Origin of the sequence: Actinoplanes sp. NPDC049681 (assembly GCF_044465265.1) — a bacterium.
GTDB lineage: Bacteria > Actinomycetota > Actinomycetes > Mycobacteriales > Micromonosporaceae > Actinoplanes.
Genome location: NZ_JBITLP010000001.1, coordinates 110,646 through 126,711, shown reverse-complemented (window position 1 = coordinate 126,711; position 16,066 = coordinate 110,646). Strand labels below are relative to the sequence as shown.

The 16,066-nt window shown below is 69.7% G+C and carries 12 protein-coding genes, 1 tRNA gene and 1 pseudogene; 9 read left to right on the top strand and 5 right to left on the bottom strand.

Going from position 1 to position 16,066, the window contains the following annotated elements:
• Positions 1 to 122: 122 nt before the first annotated feature.
• Positions 123 to 932, bottom strand: a complete 810-nt coding sequence (locus tag ACIBO8_RS00620) for a DUF881 domain-containing protein (protein ID WP_396112975.1) — start codon at positions 930 to 932, stop codon at positions 123 to 125.
• A 170-nt stretch (positions 933 to 1,102) separates the two neighbouring features.
• On the opposite strand from ACIBO8_RS00620, the gene ACIBO8_RS00615 reads away from it, so the two are divergent.
• Together ACIBO8_RS00615 and ACIBO8_RS00610 are read left to right on the top strand one after the other, a co-directional pair.
• Positions 1,103 to 1,366, top strand: a complete 264-nt coding sequence (locus ACIBO8_RS00615; protein WP_396112974.1) for a cell division protein CrgA — start codon at positions 1,103 to 1,105, stop codon at positions 1,364 to 1,366.
• Between the two features lie 209 nt (positions 1,367 to 1,575).
• Positions 1,576 to 3,720 (top strand): (Fe-S)-binding protein, encoded by a 2,145-nt coding sequence (locus tag ACIBO8_RS00610; RefSeq protein ID WP_396112973.1) that lies wholly within the window; start codon positions 1,576 to 1,578, stop codon positions 3,718 to 3,720.
• Positions 3,721 to 3,726: 6 nt separating this feature from the next.
• On the opposite strand, the gene ACIBO8_RS00605 is transcribed toward ACIBO8_RS00610, so the two are convergent.
• A complete protein-coding gene (locus tag ACIBO8_RS00605) occupies positions 3,727 to 4,383 on the bottom strand; it encodes a GPP34 family phosphoprotein (protein WP_396112972.1) in 657 nt (218 codons plus the stop codon).
• Positions 4,384 to 4,474: 91 nt separating this feature from the next.
• Between ACIBO8_RS00605 and ACIBO8_RS00600 the strand changes: the two genes are divergently transcribed.
• The 3 genes from ACIBO8_RS00600 to ACIBO8_RS00590 all read left to right on the top strand — a co-directional run bounded on the left by ACIBO8_RS00600 (position 4,475) and on the right by ACIBO8_RS00590 (position 7,785).
• Entirely contained in the window at positions 4,475 to 5,809 is a 1,335-nt protein-coding gene (locus ACIBO8_RS00600) for a hemolysin family protein (protein ID WP_396112971.1), read from the top strand.
• Positions 5,802 to 6,827, top strand: a complete 1,026-nt coding sequence (locus tag ACIBO8_RS00595; RefSeq protein WP_396112970.1) for a hemolysin family protein — start codon at positions 5,802 to 5,804, stop codon at positions 6,825 to 6,827. Before ACIBO8_RS00600 ends, ACIBO8_RS00595 begins: the two co-directional genes overlap by 8 nt.
• Positions 6,828 to 6,924: 97 nt before the next feature.
• Positions 6,925 to 7,785, top strand: a complete 861-nt coding sequence (locus tag ACIBO8_RS00590) for a LamG domain-containing protein (protein WP_396112969.1) — start codon at positions 6,925 to 6,927, stop codon at positions 7,783 to 7,785.
• 20 nt (positions 7,786 to 7,805) lie between these two features.
• Here ACIBO8_RS00590 and ACIBO8_RS00585 read toward each other — a convergent pair whose 3' ends face one another.
• Positions 7,806 to 11,546, bottom strand: a complete 3,741-nt coding sequence (locus ACIBO8_RS00585) for a hypothetical protein (protein ID WP_396112968.1) — start codon at positions 11,544 to 11,546, stop codon at positions 7,806 to 7,808.
• A gap of 384 nt (positions 11,547 to 11,930) precedes the next feature.
• Here ACIBO8_RS00585 and ACIBO8_RS00580 point away from each other — a divergent pair, with 384 nt between their 5' ends.
• From ACIBO8_RS00580 to ACIBO8_RS00570, 3 genes are all read left to right on the top strand, one after another.
• Complete coding sequence (locus ACIBO8_RS00580; RefSeq protein WP_396112967.1) at positions 11,931 to 12,356, top strand: helix-turn-helix transcriptional regulator; 426 nt, start codon at positions 11,931 to 11,933, stop codon at positions 12,354 to 12,356.
• A gap of 5 nt (positions 12,357 to 12,361) precedes the next feature.
• Complete coding sequence (locus tag ACIBO8_RS00575) at positions 12,362 to 12,778, top strand: VOC family protein (RefSeq protein WP_396112966.1); 417 nt, start codon at positions 12,362 to 12,364, stop codon at positions 12,776 to 12,778.
• 299 nt (positions 12,779 to 13,077) lie between these two features.
• Entirely contained in the window at positions 13,078 to 13,281 is a 204-nt protein-coding gene (locus ACIBO8_RS00570) for a cold-shock protein (RefSeq protein WP_203809918.1), read from the top strand.
• Between the two features lie 874 nt (positions 13,282 to 14,155).
• On the opposite strand, the gene ACIBO8_RS00565 is transcribed toward ACIBO8_RS00570, so the two are convergent.
• Positions 14,156 to 14,229, bottom strand: a tRNA-Gly gene (locus ACIBO8_RS00565).
• A 429-nt stretch (positions 14,230 to 14,658) separates the two neighbouring features.
• Positions 14,659 to 15,225 (bottom strand): annotated as a pseudogene (locus ACIBO8_RS00560) (pyridoxamine 5'-phosphate oxidase family protein); the annotation flags it as partial.
• Positions 15,226 to 15,300: 75 nt separating this feature from the next.
• Between ACIBO8_RS00560 and dcd the strand changes: the two are divergent.
• The gene (gene dcd / locus ACIBO8_RS00555) at positions 15,301 to 15,879 is read left to right on the top strand and encodes a dCTP deaminase (RefSeq protein WP_396112965.1); all 579 of its coding nucleotides are present in this window, start codon (positions 15,301 to 15,303) and stop codon (positions 15,877 to 15,879) included.
• The last annotated feature ends 187 nt before the right edge of the window (positions 15,880 to 16,066 follow it).

The following is a 16,066-nucleotide window of genomic DNA, read 5'->3' as shown; positions in this document are numbered from 1 at the left end:
GCCGGGCACGCCGTCGGTCGACACGTCCGTGATGCGGGGGATGAATGCCGTCTGCGCGTCACCGTCCGGCGCGCGGTGCCGACCCGAGTTCGCCGCGCCCTCCGGGGCGTCCGACGGCACCATCACTCGGTGACCTCGGCGGATCGGAGGTCACTCGACCCGTCGTACGCCCGCACAGTCACGTTCCTCTCGACGGTTTCCGTGTAGCCGAGGCCGTAGTCGGCGACCGCATCACGGAATTGCTGGACTCCCTCTGCGGACTCCAACGCCCGATGCATCGCGGTGGGTTCGCCGATCGCCGTGATCTTGAACGGCGGCGAGAAGACCTGGCCGTGTAGTAACAGTGTGTTGCCGACACAGCGTACCGCGCTCGTCGAGATGACGCGGACATCCATGATCGACATTGCCTCGGCCCCACCAGCCCAGAGGGCGTTCACGACGGCCTGGACGTCACCCTGGTGGACGACGAGATCGTCGTTCTGAGGGGCGTCCGGGCCGCCCTCGGTGCCGCGCCGGGAGGAGTCGTTGAGCGTCACGGTGACGCCCGGCCCGCGCAGCGCGGTGAAGCCGGCCGGTTCGCGCATGGCGTCGGCGCGCTGCCGTGCCTCCTTGACCGGTTCGTCCACGTCCGCGAGGCGGGCGGCGTCCTGGTCGACGCTCTTGCGCAGGGCGGCGGCGCGGTGCTCGCGCTCCTCGAGGCGGGCTCGCTTGTCGGTGATCAGCTGCGCCAACTGGGGGCGGCGGTCGTCGCGCAGGGTCGTGCCGTCGGCGGTGGTGGCCGATGTGGTGAAGAGCAGTCCGGCCGCCAGGGCGATCAGCGGTACGCCCACCGACCAGCCACGTTGCCGCTGCCCCGGCCGCCGAGGCCGGAGCCCGCCGACGGCCCGGCGCAGGACTAGTCGCCACGAGGGCGTCCCCGTGGTGTACTCCACGTCGGTCTTCCTCCCCGTGCTGGTCCGAGAAAACCCACCGGCGGGTGCCTGTGCGCGCGCCGCCTTGACTACGCTAGCTATCGAACAGTATTCGCCACGGGCAGCATTCGGGATCCCCGGAGCCGCTCAGCGGTGGGTTGTTCACCACTTGTTGCCCTCAGGAGAGCGCCGTGCCGAAGTCACAGGTCCGCAAGAAGAAGGTCTACACGCCGCCGACGGACATCCGCCCGGCCGCTGCTGCCGCGTCCAAGAAGCCGAGCCCGGCCTGGGTGCCGATCACGGCGGTCGTCCTGATCGTCTTCGGCATCGCCTGGCTGGTCGTCTACTACCTCTCGGAGCAGCACTACCCGGTCGAGGCGTGGCGCTACTGGAACCTGCTGGTCGGCTTCGGTGCCATGGTCACCTCTCTGGGAATCCTCTCTCGCTGGCGGTAAGCGCCGTAAAGTTCGATTTGCCCGACCGCGCACCTCGGGGCCTCGGCCCGCGGGGTGCGTTTTCGGCTGAGCAAGGCCGAGCCAGGGCAGGCCAGGCTGAGCAAGGCCGAGTGAGCGGGTGAGACGAACTCAACCGGCACTCCCGCACGCAATCTGATTACCCGTGGGTAACATAGGTCGGCACCCCCGACCGAGGAGGCACAAGGCAGATGGGCATCGCGCAGATCGTCGCCACCGTCCTGGCGGGCGCCGTCACTCTCGTGGCGGTCGTCCTCGCGGTGCGCGCGGTCATCTCCATGACCGCGGTGATCCGTCAGGGCAAGCCTGATCCGACGCGTTTCGCGGACAAGGGCACCCGGACGAAGACCATGCTCGCCGAGACCCTCGGTCACACCCGGATGCTCAAGTGGACCGCGGTCGGTGCGGCGCACTGGTTCGTGATGGTCTCCTTCATGATCCTGTTCCTGCTCGTGGTCGAGGCGTACTTCGAGGTCGTCGACCCCGAGGGCGGGCTGCCGATCGTCGGCCACTGGACGGCCTACGGCCTGGTCACCGAGTGGATCGGCATCCTGGGCATGCTCGGGATCCTCTACCTGATCTACCGCCGCCAGCGGGAGAAGCCGGGCCGCGCGAAGCGGAGCCGCTTCACCGGCTCCACGATGTGGCAGGGCTACTTCGTCGAGGCGATCATCGTCGGCGTTCTGATCTGCGGCTTCCTGATCCGCGGTTTCAAGGTCGCCAACGACACCTTCGAGTTCCCGGCCTGGGCCACCCCGGTCAGCCACGGCGTCGGCTCGCTGCTGCCGGCCGCGGCGGACGGCCCCACCTGGGTCGCGCTGGTCAAGCTGTTCATCTCGATGGGCTGGCTTATCACCATCTCGCTCAACGTGACGATGGGCGTCGCCTGGCACCGCTTCCTGGCCTTCTTCAACATCTTCTTCAAGCGCAGCCCGGAGAAGCCCGCGGGCTCGGGCCTGGGCGCGCTCAAGCCGATGATGAGCGACGGCAAGCCGCTGGACTTCGAGGAGGCGGACCCCGAGAAGGACCAGTTCGGTGTCGCCCAGGTCGAGCAGTTCACCTGGAAGGGCCTGCTGGACTTCTCCACCTGTACGGAGTGCGGCCGCTGCCAGTCGCAGTGCCCCGCCTGGAACACGGCCAAGCCCCTGTCGCCGAAGCTGCTGGTGCTGTCGCTGCGCGACCACGCGTACGCGAAAGCCCCGTATCTTCTCGCCGGTGGTGGCAAGGACCTGACGGGCGAGGAGAAGGCGACCGAGGACCAGCTCAAGGGCGTCGACGTGCTGGCCCTCGCCGAGGCGGACCGCCCCCTGATCGGTGGCGCCGAGGAGCAGGGCGTCATCGACCCGGACGTGCTGTGGAGCTGCACCACGTGCGGTGCCTGCGTGGAGCAGTGCCCGGTGGACATCGAGCACGTCGACCACATCGTCGACATGCGCCGCTACCAGGTGCTCATCGAGTCCAACTTCCCGTCCGAGGCCGGCGTCATGCTGCGCAACCTCGAGAACAAGGGCAACCCGTGGGGCGCGCCGCAGAACACCCGTGAGGACTGGACCAAGGGCCTCGACTTCGAGATCAAGCGGGTTGGCGAGGCCGACTTCGAGTACCTGTTCTGGGTCGGATGCGCCGGTGCGTTCGAGGACCGGGCCAAGAAGACCACCCGCGCGGTCGCGACGCTGCTGCACGAGGCGGGCGTCGACTTCGCGATCCTGGGCGAGGGCGAGACCTGCTCCGGCGACCCGGCGCGGCGCATCGGCAACGAGTTCATCTTCCAGATGCTCGCGCAGCAGAACGTGGAGACCCTGCAGGAAGCGAACGTCAAGAAGATCGTCGCCACCTGCCCGCACTGCTTCAACACCCTGGGCAACGAGTACGAGCAGCTGGGCCTCAAGGTCGAGGTCGTGCACCACACCCAGCTGCTCTCCCACCTCGTGCAGCAGGGCAAGCTGACCCCGGTCCAGCCGATCGAGGGCGACGTGACGTACCACGACCCGTGCTACCTGGGCCGGCACAACCGAGTCTTCGAAGCGCCTCGCGAGGTGCTGGGCGCGGCGGCCAATGTCGTGGAGATGCCCCGTAACCAGGAACGCTCCTTCTGCTGCGGCGCCGGCGGCGCGCGCATGTGGATGGAGGAGAAGATCGGCAAGCGGATCAACGTCGAGCGCACCGAGGAGGCCCTGGCCACGGGCGCCAAGACGATCGCGGTCGGCTGCCCGTTCTGCTACACGATGATCGGCGACGGGGTCACCGGCAAGGGTGAGCAGGAGAACGTCGAGGTGGTGGACGTGGCCAGCGTGCTGCTGCGCAGCATCAAGGGCGACGACAAGGCGCCGGCCTAGACCGCTTCAGGTGATCACCGAGGCCGAGGCCGCCACCGCCCCGGCGATGACGGCGGCGTGGATCGCTTCGATCGTCTTTCGGACGGCCGTGGCGGCCCACGCTCCCTCGGAGACCTCCCTGAGCCGCTTCTTGACCTGCTTGCGGTCCAGCTCGTGGAAGACCTTGCGGTCCAGGCCGGTCGCTCCCACCAGAGCACAGAGCGCAGCTGTACGCGGTGCGACCGGCCCGGTTCCCGCCATGGCCGCGATCAGCCGCTGCCGCGCCTCGGTCTCGGGCACCGGCTCGACACCGTGGGGCGCGCGATAACGGGTGCGGTCGAAGACGAACAGCACCTTGTCCTTCTCGCGGCTCAGCACTCCGGCGTCGACCAGCCGGGCCAGCGTCCGCGGACGGGTGTCCTTCGCGAACGTCGACACCCAGTAGCCCGGTCTGCGCCGCTTGGCGTCCGCGGCGATACGCACCAGCGACTCGTTCACGAGCGGGTCGCCGAGCGGAGCCGGATCGCCGACGACGACCTTGCCGTCCGCCACCGCCACCCGCTCCGCCAGGGCGAGCTCCAGCAGCAGCGCCCCGCCCAGTCCGTGGTCGAGGCGCGTGCCGTCGATCTCCAGGGATCCGTCGTCGCGGTAGGCGAGAAGCACGAATTCCTCGGCGAGGTTCATGTCTTCACGCTAACCGGATGGCGCATACGGGCACCGCGGTCACCCTCGGGGCGCCCGGTTCCGGCACAATGAGGGCCGAGGTGAACCGATCATGGACGGCCTGTTCCTGACCGCGGTGCTTCCGCTGGCGGCCTTCGCGCTGCTGACCGCGGGCAACGCCTTCTTCGTGGCCGCCGAGTTCGGGCTGGTCACCGTCGACCGGGCGGAGATCGACAAACGCGCCGACGAGGGTGACCGCCGGGCGCGGACCGTCCGGCACGCCCTGCAGGAGCTGTCCTTCCAGCTTTCCGGCACGCAGCTCGGGATCACGATGACCGCCCTGCTGACCGGTTACCTGGCCGAGCCGGCCCTTTCCCGGCTCTTCACGCCGCTGATCGAGCCGATCGCCGGCCGGTACACCGAGACGTCCACCCACTTCCTCGCTCTCGCCCTGGCCACCCTCGTGTCGATGCTCTTCGGTGAGCTCGTACCGAAGAACGCCGCCCTGGCCCGGCCGATGCGGGTCGCCCTGCTGACCGCGGCGCCGCTGCGGACCTTCTCGAGACTCTTCAAGTGGCTGATCGGCGCGCTGAACGGCTCGGCCAACTGGCTCGTCCGGCGCCTGGGCATCGAGCCGCAGGAGGAGCTCGCCAGCGCCCGCTCACCCGAGGAGCTGGGCCTGCTCGCCGCGATCAGCGCCCGTGCGGGCGCGCTTCCGGCGGAGACGGCGACGCTGCTGCGCCGCACCATCCGCTTCGGGGAGAAACGAGCGGCCAAGGCGATGACCCCGCGCGTCGACGTGGTCGGGCTCAAGACCACGGCGAGCGTCGCGGATTTGATCACCGTCGCCCGGGACACCGGACACACCCGCTTCCCCGTGTACGAGTCGACGCTCGACCTCGTGGTGGGCGTGGTCGGCGTGCCGGACGCCCTCGGAGTTCCGCCCGACCGGCGCGCGGTGACACGCGTGTCCGCCGTGGCCCGCGAACCCGTCTACGTCCCCGAGAGCCTGGGCCTGGACAAGGTTCTCGCCGCGCTCCGGGCCGCCGACGCCGACCTCGCGATCGTCGTCGACGAGTACGGCGGCACCGACGGCGTGGTCACGGTCGAGGACCTGATCGAGGAGCTGGTCGGTGAGATCGCCGACGAGTACGACGTGGACGTCGCCGACGCGGGCAGCGAGATGCTGACCGCGCCGGACGGTGGCCGTACCTTCCTGGTCGACGGGCTGCTGCGCGAGGACGAGGTAGCGGAACAGACCGGCTTCCGGCTGCCCGAGGGGCCGTACGAGACCCTCGCGGGTTTCCTGCTCGCCCGCCTCGGCCACATCCCGGTCGCCGGCGAGTCGCTGGAGGAGGAGGGCTGGGAGTTCACCGTGATGGAGGTGGACCGGCACCGCATCGAACAGGTCCGGGTCGTGGCGCCGCCGGAGCCCGCCGATGACTGAGCTGCTGGTGACGGTGGTCCTGCTGCTGGGCAACGCGCTGTTCGTCGGCGGGGAATTCGCGCTCATCGCGTCGCGGCGTACGGCGCTCGAACCGCTCGCCGAGACGTCCCGCCCGGCCCGCTGGGCGCTGTCGGCGATGAACCAGATCCCGCTGATGATCGCCGGCGCCCAGCTCGGCATCACGATCTGCTCGCTGGGCCTCGGTGCCATCGCCGAGCCGGCGCTCGCCCATCTGCTGGAAGGTCCGTTCGCGGCGGCCGGCCTGCCGGAGAACGCGGTCCATCCGGTTGCCTTCGTCCTGGCGCTGGGCGTCGTGGTCTTCCTGCACACGGTGGTCGGCGAGATGGTGCCGAAGAACATCACGCTGGCCGGCCCGGAACGCTCGGCCTTGATCCTGGGCCCCTTCATGCTGGCTTTCTGTACGGCGACCAGGCCCCTTCTGACCGCCATGCGGTGGGCGTCGCGCACGGTGCTGCGCCTGTGGAAGGTCGAGGCGACGGACGCGGTGAAGACCGTGTTCACGGCCGAGGAGCTCGCGGGCATGGTCACCCAGGCAAGGTCGGAAGGCCTGCTGGGCACGGAACAGTACGAGCGCATCCACGCCGCCCTGGGCCTCAGCGAGCGAACGGCCGCGGACACCCTGCGCCCCTGGTCCGGCGTGACGACGGTGGCGGACGACGCATCCCCGGCCACGATCGAGGCCCTCGCGACACGCAGCGGGCGGTCCCGGTTCCCCGTCGTGCAGCGTGACTCGCGGCGCGTGCTGGGCTTCGTACACGTGAAGGACGTTCTGGGTTATGAAGGCGCGCAGCGCCGCCTCCCCATCCCGGCGGAGATCATCCGGCCGCTCGCCGTCGTGCCGCCCGACCGCAACCTGGCCGACCTGCTGCTCGCCATGCGCCGCGACCGCCGGCACATCGTGCTGGTCAGCGACGGCCGGCGCCCGCTCGGCGTCATCGCCTTGGACGACGTCCTGCACGCGGTGATCGGGGAGCCGGCGGCCCGCCCGGCGACGTAAACCGTTCGGGCGACCGCCTTTGGGTGCTTTACGCCACTTTTACGCTGACGCGGAGTTTGTGCTTAACAGTTGTGCCGGACTTCCGGACAATAACCGCATGCTCGACACCCGCCGGTCCTGGTTCAGCCCGCTCGGCGCGCTCGCGGCCACCGCCGTCCTCGGCGCCGGCCTGCTGGCCGTGGCCCACTTCGCCCAGCGCAGCGACGCCGCCCCCCGGCTCACCCCGCTGGTCCTGCCCCGGCCCTCCGGCGGCGTGCTGACCAACAGCGACCTCGGCTTCGGAGCCGCCGACCGCGCCGGCGCCGTCGGCCTGGCCTCCGCCCCCATCACGGTCCGCTACACCTTCGACGGCGGCGTGACCGAACCGATCACCGACGTCGCAGGCGGCCACGAACTGCGCGCCCTCGGCCAGAACGGCGGCACCCTCAGCCTCGTACCCCAGGGCGACGGCCTGGCCGTCCGATACCCGGACCGCTGCACCCTGATCCGCGAACGCGAATGCCCCCGCGCGATCCTCGAGGGCCTCCGCGACGACGACCTCAACCCGGGCACCCGCCCGATGCGGTACGGAGCGTCCATCCTGATGACGCACAGCGACCTCGCCGACGGCGCCAACGTCTTCCAGAAGGGCTACTCGGTCGGCGGTGTCAGCCAGTTCAAGCTCCAGGTCGACCACCGCCAGGGCCATCCGAGCTGCGTGATCGCCAGCCGAGTACGCATCTACCGCGCCGAACCTCCGGTCGATGTCGCCGACGGCGTGTGGCACGACCTGGCCTGCACCCGTACGGGAAACCGCCTGGTCATGACGGTGGACGGCGTGGATCGGGCGTCGGTGATGGTGCCGGCCGGCCTGTCGATCGCCAACGCCGAACCGCTGAGGGTCGGCGGCAAGGGCGCCAACAAGGGCAACGACCAGTACGCGGGCCAGATCGACAACGTCTTCCTGGCGATCAGCTGACCGTGCCGCCAGGCCCGGCCTTACCGGCGGACTGTCACCGACGCGCTTGTGGCCTTCCCGTCCGCGTGACCCGTCCGGCGCGCGATCACCGTGACGGTCAGCTTCTTGTCGCGCATGCCGGAGGTGAGCTTGAGCGACGAGCCCGTCGCCCCCTGGACCACTGTGCCGTTGAGCCGCCACTGGTAGCGGTACGAGTCAGCCTTCGGCGACCACGTCCCCGGGGCGGCCTTGACCGTCTTGCCGACCTTCGCCGTACCCGTGATCTTCGGTTTGACCGAGGCGGCCGGCGCCTTGCCCTTGGCGACGGCTGAGGTCGCCGCGGACGTGGCGGAACCGGACGGATACCCGGAGCGCGAGGCCGTCACGGTGACCGTCAGCCGCTTGCCCAGCAGCGACGCGGAGATCGGCAACGACGCCCCGGTCGCTCCCGAGATCGTCACGCCGTCCGCCGACCACCGGTAGGCGTACGAGGTCGCCGCGGGGGTCCACACGCCCGGTGCGGCCTTGACCGTGGCACCCACCGCGACGGTGCCGCTGACGGAAGGGGCTGTCGTGGCCCGTACCGGTGACCGGGTGATCTTCAGGGCGTCGCTCAGCACGACCGGTTCGGCGTCGGTGTCATAGGCCCGGACGGTCACCGTGGTCGTACCGGTGGCCGCCGAGGTCAGATCGACCTCCGCGGTCAGAGTCCGGCGATCGCGCGAGACCGTCTTCACCGAGGCCGTGAGGGCGGCGCCGCCCGCCGGGGTGACCTGCACGGTGTCCCGCAGGTGCAGCGACGTGCCCTTGAGCGTGATCGTCCGCTTGCCCCCGTTGACGAGCGAGGCCGGACTCACCGAGGTCACGCCGAAGGTGTTGCCGCCGCACAGGGGGTTCTCGCAGATCGCCTCCACCCGGTACGGATGCGGCTCGAGCCGCTGGCCGTTGGTCAGCAGGTAGACCGTCGTCTGCGTGCGCTCCTGTCCCCGGTACCCGCAGTGGAACCCGCCCTCCCCGATCGCGCAGGACTCCATGCCCTGACCGGTGACCGAGTAGATCCCGGAATCCCAGTAGTAGCCGTCGTCGGGGTGGACCGGGTTGGTGACGTCCACCGGCATGTCGTCGGACATGCCGCGCGTGGTGGTGAAGCAGGCCGCTGGCTTCGAGGTGGTCAGCGTCCCGGTGTACGGGCCGAAGCCGTACGCGACGGACGGCACGACCGTGCACTCCGCGGGCGGCTTGCCGGCCTTCCAGACGTTCCACGTGTCGAGCTCGTAGGCGGTGCTGCCGGCGGCGAAGCTCAGCACCAGCACCTGGTAGGCGGTCTTCCCGCCGACCGAGCATCCGCTGACCAGCCCGGCGCAGCCCTGGTCGGCGCCGACGGCGTCGAGCACGATCGCCCGGGTCTGCTTCGCGGGGTCGCGCGAGTCGATCGCCAACCGGTCGCCCTCCGGCGCGGTCACCTTGTAGCAGTGCATGTCGCCCGCCGAGGCGAGGGTGGCCGGGATCGCCGGTGCGCCGACCTTGGTGTCGGTGATGGTCCGGCAACCGGCCGCGGTGCCGGTGACGTCATGCCGGGTGAACGCGTACGTGCCGGAGGCGGCGGTTCCCTCGATCAGGAGGGTGGCCGCTCCGGCGCCGGGCCGGCAGATCATCGCTGCCGCGTCCACCTTCGAGCGGTTGCACACGCGCTTGCCGTCGGCACCGAACATCGCGACCCGGGCGAGGCCGGTGCCGCCGGTGCGCCGGAACGCGTACCCCTCAGCGGCTTTGTGACCGGCGGGCACGCTGAAGCACCCCACGAATGCCGTGCCGCCGAGCGACACCGGCGTGGTCGCGCTGCTGCCGAACGCGCTCGCCGGCAGCACCGGGCAGGCCGGCGTGCCATCGGTACGGGCGAAGCCGAGGCGGTACGGCCCGGCGACCTGGTCGGTGTCCGAGTCGAGGTGCAGCACGGCGCGGAACGGTGCGGTCCCGTCGAGCACACAGTTGTAATCCCGGAGCTCGTCGATGCCGCACTGATAGGCGCCCTTGGCGTCGTAGACCGCCATCTCCGGGTATCCGGTGCCGGTCGAGTCCTGCGGACGTACCAGCGCGATCCCGGCGCCGTGCGGAGTGGGCAGCTGCAGGCAGTCGTACTCGCCGGCGACCTTGAACTCGCCGGCGACCGGTGCCTTCAGCGGCTCGTCGGACGCGGTGACGCAGCCCTCGGACGTGGCACCCAGGAACACCGTGGCGTACGTACCCGCCTCGGGCGCCACCAGCGTGTACGCGCCGGCCTTGGGGAAGTCGCACGAGCCCGAGCAAACCAGCAGGCCCGTGCTGTCGTACACCTGCCCGTACGCGTGGTAGTTGTCCTCCCCGACCAGCGCGACGTGGTAGGTCCCAGCCGTCGGAACTGTCAGCACCCGGCAGCGGTTCGTGGAGAGCGGGCCGGCGGGCGCGGCGTCGTACCGCCCCGGGGAAACCGCCTCGCAGCCCTCCCGGCCGTTGAGACGCACCACCGAGACGGCGTACTCAAAGGGCTCGGAGCCGTCGCTCCAGTAGCCGGCGGACACGACCCGGTAGGGTCCGGCGCCCGGCAGGCTGCAGCTGTCCTGCTCCTCGCCGTCGACGGGCTTGCAGAGCCGCGTCCCCGACGCGTCGGTGATCCAGCCGTTCGGGGCATCGACCCGCACCCGGTCACCGGGCTCGGCTTCGAACAGGTGGCAGTCCACCTGGAGGGCAGAGGTCATCCGAACCCGGGTGGGCGCCGTGTTCCAGGACGTGCCGATCGGCCCGGCGCAGCCCTTCGTGGACATGAGCGGATACACGGCCGTGTCGACGGTCCGAGGTTCGGAGTAATTGTTGTTGGTGATCACGGCATAGGTGCCGTCGGCGGGCACCTCGCACTCGGCGGTCGGCCGGTCGGAACCGCCGCACACCTGCTTGCCGGTGTGATCGTGCATCCGGAATTCGAAGGACCGTGCGCCGAACGTCAGCAGGTGTGGCCCGGCCGTCGTGGTGACTGTCTGGCAGCCGATGCTGTTGCCCTCGACCGTCAGCGAGCTCGCCGCGTCTCCGGGCCCACCGAACGCCGCCGGCGACATCGCCGCGCAACCCTCGGGATCGGACAGACGCACCGCCCAGAAACGGTACGGGCCTTCCTCGTACCACTGCGACGCGAACACGATCCGGTACGGAGCGGTGCCCGTGAGCCGGCATTCCGTGTCGTAGTCCAGCCCGCAGACAGTCGTACCTTCGGCGTCGACGACCTGGCCGCGCAGGCTGCTGTCCGTGGAGACCGCCAGCCGCAGGAGGGACCCGGTGGGCTGGCCGAAGCCGAAGCACAGGCCCGCGGAGGCCGCGGGGAGGGTGCCTTCGCGAACCTTGAGCGGGAAGGTGAACGCGCCGTCCTGGAGAGCGGTGCAGTTCTGCGGGTTGCTGAACGACTGCACGCCTAGCCGGTACTTCACCGGCCCGGGCTCCGAGGAAGAGTCCCGCCGGACAGTGACGCTGTACGTCCCGGCCTCGGGCGCGGTGCACTCGTCCTCATCGCCGCCGGAACAGATATCGGCGCCGTCGGCGGAGGTGACGCGAACGTACGTGTCGCCGCCCCATCCGCTCGGGGTCTCGACCGACAGCCGGACGCGGAGGTCTTCGTGGTCGGTCGTGGTGGTGAGCTTGAAGACGTGCTGCTGACCGGGGTCGATCGCAGGACAGCTCACGACGGTGCCGAGGGCGATCACGCCGCCGCAGCTGTCGGCGTCCGCCCGTTGCAGAACCGGCTTCCTGGTATGCATCCTCGGGACCGCGTGCTTCCCGGCGGTGCTCCTGGTCGGCGCCGCAGCAGAAGACTTGGGCGAACGTGACGCCGGCGCGCTCGGTGCACCAGATCCGGCGCCGGCGGTCGGGACCGGCTTGGGGTCCGGCGTGGCGGCGACGGCAGGAGAACCCCACAGGACCGTGGCCGCCATGGTGAGACCCAAGATGACGTGTGCGTACCGCCTCGATCTGCGTCCTGCCATGCGTCGTTCCCCCGTGATGAAAGCCGTCGGCTCGAAACCCGGGCGGAATCTTGCCATGTATCGATCGGCGCTGTTGTCCCTCATCCACAGGGAGCGTCAGGTCCTCCCGGCCGGCCCTGGGCCGGACCTCCCGGCGTCGCGTCGTGGCATGCTCGTGGGATGAACCGGGACGACCTCGTCCGCCTGCGCCGGGTCCGCGACCGGATGGACCGCGACTTCGCGCAGCCGCTGGACGTGCCCGCCCTCGCCCGCGAGGCCCTGATGTCTGCGGGCCACTTCTCCCGCAGCTTCCGGGCGGCGTTCGGCGAGACCCCCTACAGCCACCTCATGACCAGGCGGATCGAACGCGCCAAGGCCCTCCTGCGCCGCGGCGACCTCACCGTCACCGAGGTCTGCTTCGCCGTCGGCTGTACGTCCCTCGGCTCCTTCAGCTCCCGCTTCACCGAACTGGTCGGCGAAACCCCGAGCGCCTACCGCGCCCGCAACCACGAGGCGGCCGCCGCCATCCCCGCCTGCTACGCCAAGATGCTCACCAGGCCGGTCAGGAACGGAGAAGCCCGCGCGGCCTCGCCAAACGTATCGTGAGCTGCATGGACATCAAGGTTTCGCACTGCTTCATCCTGGTCGACGACCACGACAAGGCCCTCGGCTTCTACCGCGACGTACTGGGCCTGGAGGTCCGCACCGACGTCCGCTTCGAGGGCATGCGCTGGGTGACCGTGTCGCCGCCGAACCAGCCCGAGCTCGAGATCACCATCGAGACGGTCGACTCGAACCCGGCGGCCTCGGCCGAGGACAAGCAGAAGCAGGCTGAGCTGCTCGCCAAGGGCATGCTCCGCGGCCTCATCTTCGTCACGGACGACGTTGACGCCACCTTCGACCACATCCGCGCCTCGGGCGCCGAGGTCCTCCAGGAGCCGATGGACCAGGCGTACGGGGTGCGCGACTGCGCCTTCCGCGACCCGGCCGGCAACATGATCCGCTTCAACCAGCCCCGCAAGAAATAGCCGGCCTCCCACCGAGCGCCCTGGTCCGCCACATCCGCGACCAGGGCGCCCTCGTGCGGCGGACCCCTCATGGCCGTGAGGGTTTTTTGCCGAGCAGTTCGGCTTCGCTCAAGCGGGGATCACGTGCTACGGTGACAACGTTGCAGTTTTGATTTCCGTAGACGTTTTCCGGCGCCTGATGGGGTATCTAAAACCCTCCAGGCGCTTTTCGTTTTTCGTGTCGTTTCGACGCGGGTGATCAACGCGGCGGCGTAAGGGTCCGCACAGTGCGGTCTCTAACAGCCTGCGAAGGAGCAGACATGACTACAGGTACCGTGAAGTGGTTCAACGCCGACAAGGGCTTCGGCTTCATCACCCCGGACGACGGCGGCGCCGACGTCTTCGCCCACTTCTCCGCCATCTCGACGAGCGGCTACCGCAGCCTCGACGAGAACCAGAAGGTGGAGTTTGACATCACCCAGGGTCAGAAGGGCCCGCAGGCGGAGAACATCCGTCCGCTCTGATCCACGCTCTGCGAACGGCGGCCCGACTGATTCAGCGGGCCGCCGTTCGGCGTTTCCCGCCCGAGCCTCGCCATCGTGCGCTCGCCGAGCCATCGCGCGGATGTGATGGGCGGAAAGAAAAGCGCCATCCCTTGGATATGGCCTCGACTTACTATCACTCAGGCGTCCTCGCCTATGGGTCATACGGTCGCGGTCCAGGGCAAGCACGGCAGTCAAGTGGTCCCACGCGGTGGCTGCTGTCGGCGCGCCCGGCCTGTGCTTCCACGACCTGCGGCAAACCGGCAACGACTTGGCCGCTCGCACGCCCGGCGCGAGCCTGCGGCACATCATGGTGCGAATGGCCGCGACAGCCCGGGCGGGTGTTGACCTACCCGCACGCCAACCGGGAGGCCGACCGAGGGATTACGAGTGGATGGACCAAGCGGTCGCCGATGCCCTGCCGAACGGCAAAAACGGCTCGCCGTTAGTCGATCAAGACGCAAGCGAGGTTGGCTTGGGCGAACCTAAGGTCACCCCCGCTGAGGGAGGCAGTTCGAGGCCGATCCCCGTGCTGATCGGAAGCTGATCCTGGTAGCGCGATGACACCGGTTACAAGTTGACCGCCGGCGAGCACCATGCTCACCACTGGGACCTAAAGGGACAGAGCGGTCATGCGGCCCGTGGACATCCGCTGTACCGCATGCGACCGGCCGGCCGACCGTCAGTCGCGTGCTTGCGACGGTTCTGGCGAGCTCGAGTCCGGTTACGCGACATGGCTTCAGCATAGGAACGGCGCGCTGCTAAATGGCACGTCAATGGCACGCGCCGTGGTTCAGCCCCTTGATGTGACGGAAGCCCTGGGGGACCGAACGGTCCTGACCAGGGCTTCCGTGCATGGAGCGGGTGACGGGAATCGAACCCGCACTGTCAGCTTGGGAAGCTGATGTTCTGCCATTGAACTACACCCGCGAGCGGCCCCACTGTACCCGATGGATCGGCCTCATGGCGGAGCCGCCCCGTGTAGACGCCGGCCGGACGGTGGCGCGGCCCAGCCCCCTCCAGGCCTGGCAGCGCCTGCGAACGCAGATCGCGGTGTCCGGCCGGCGCCTACGCCCTGGTGGTGGCGGGGGTCAGGTCGTGGAGGCGGACGGGGGTGGCGCGGAGGGGGCGGGTTGTCGGTTTCTCGGCAGATGGTGGTGCGGTGGCGGGGGATTGACGGGTTGCAGCCGGCGATGAGCCGGGCGGGGTGTCCGTTCGGGGACTTGCTGTGGCTCCTGCCGGGCGGAGGGTCGCGGCGAGCGGGGGGCTGGACCGAGGCGTCGCCGGCGAGTTCAAGGCTGCTGCGGCCGGGCGGGGGCTCGTGGGGGAGTCGCTTCGGTCGGGGGTGGCGGGGTGCGGGCTGCCTCGGTCGAGCGTCGGGGTTGCCAGCGTGACGGTGGCGGTGGACTGGACCTGGCGGGCCTGGCGGCTGGGCGGGGTGGCTGACCTGGTGGCGTATTCGTGCCACTTGAGGGTGATTGGCGGGTAGCGCAGGCTCATCGCCAGGGGGAGGGCGCCTGCGGGACCGTGGCGGCGGAGCATGGCTGTCTCGATCGAGAATTCGAAGAGGCGCCAGTCGACTTCGGGGGAGGCGTGGAGCGCGTCGGCCAGGCTGCTCACCACGGCCGGGTCGGTGACGAGGTGGGCGCGGCCGGTGACGTATGCCTCGTCGTCGCTCTCTTCCGGTGGATATGAGTGCAGCGCGTAGCGGCCGTCGCGTTCCAGGTCGCGGCGTTTCGCCGAGTCCACGATGAAGCAGAAGAGGCCCTCGTCGGTGATCACCGGGGAGACCGGGTGCACGCGGGGGCCACCGTCGGCGCGCACGGTGGCGAGGTAGCCCATGCCTGGGCCGTACTGCTGGAGCAGCGCTCGGATGGCCGCGGCGAGGTCGGGCTCGGCGGCGGCGAATTCGGACCAGGAAGCCATGGCAACATCATATCGAACATATGTACGAGACGACCACTCGACACGGCACAAAGTGCAGGTCGGTATGGTGTGCCGATGCTGCTCTCCGACCGTGACCTGGTGTCCGAGATCAAGTCGGCGAACCTCGCGCTGGAGCCGTTCGAGCCGGAGCTCATGCAGCCGTCCAGCATCGACGTGCGGCTGGACCGGTTCTTCCGGGTGTTCAACAACCACCTCTACACCCACATCGACCCCGCCGAGCAGCAGGACGATCTGACGGCCCAGGTGGAGGTGCACGACGGCGAGCCGTTCGTGCTGCACCCGGGCGAGTTCGTGCTCGCCTCGACGCTCGAGGTCATCACGCTCGGCGATCAGCTCGCGGGGCGGCTGGAGGGCAAGAGCAGCCTCGGCCGGCTGGGGCTGCTGACCCACTCGACCGCCGGGTTCATCGATCCGGGCTTCTCGGGCCACGTCACGCTCGAGCTGTCCAACGTGGCCAATCTGCCGATCAAGCTGTGGCCCGGGATGAAGATCGGGCAGCTGTGCATCTTCCGGCTCTCGAGCCCGGCAGAGCACCCGTACGGCTCGGCGGTCTACGGCTCGCGCTACCAGGGCCAGCGGGGCCCGACGCCCAGCCGCAGCCACCACAACTTCCGCACCTGGCCGACCAGCTAGGGCGAGGCCGGCCCGGCCGGGAAATGCGCGGGCCAGGAGACGCACCCGACTCGGGATGGGCGGGCCAGGAGGCGGGTCCGACTCGGGATGCGCGGGCCAGGAGGCGGGTCCGACTCGGGATGCGCGGGCCAGGAGGCGGGTCCGACTCGGGATGCGCGGGCCAGGAGGCGGGTCCGACTCGGGATGC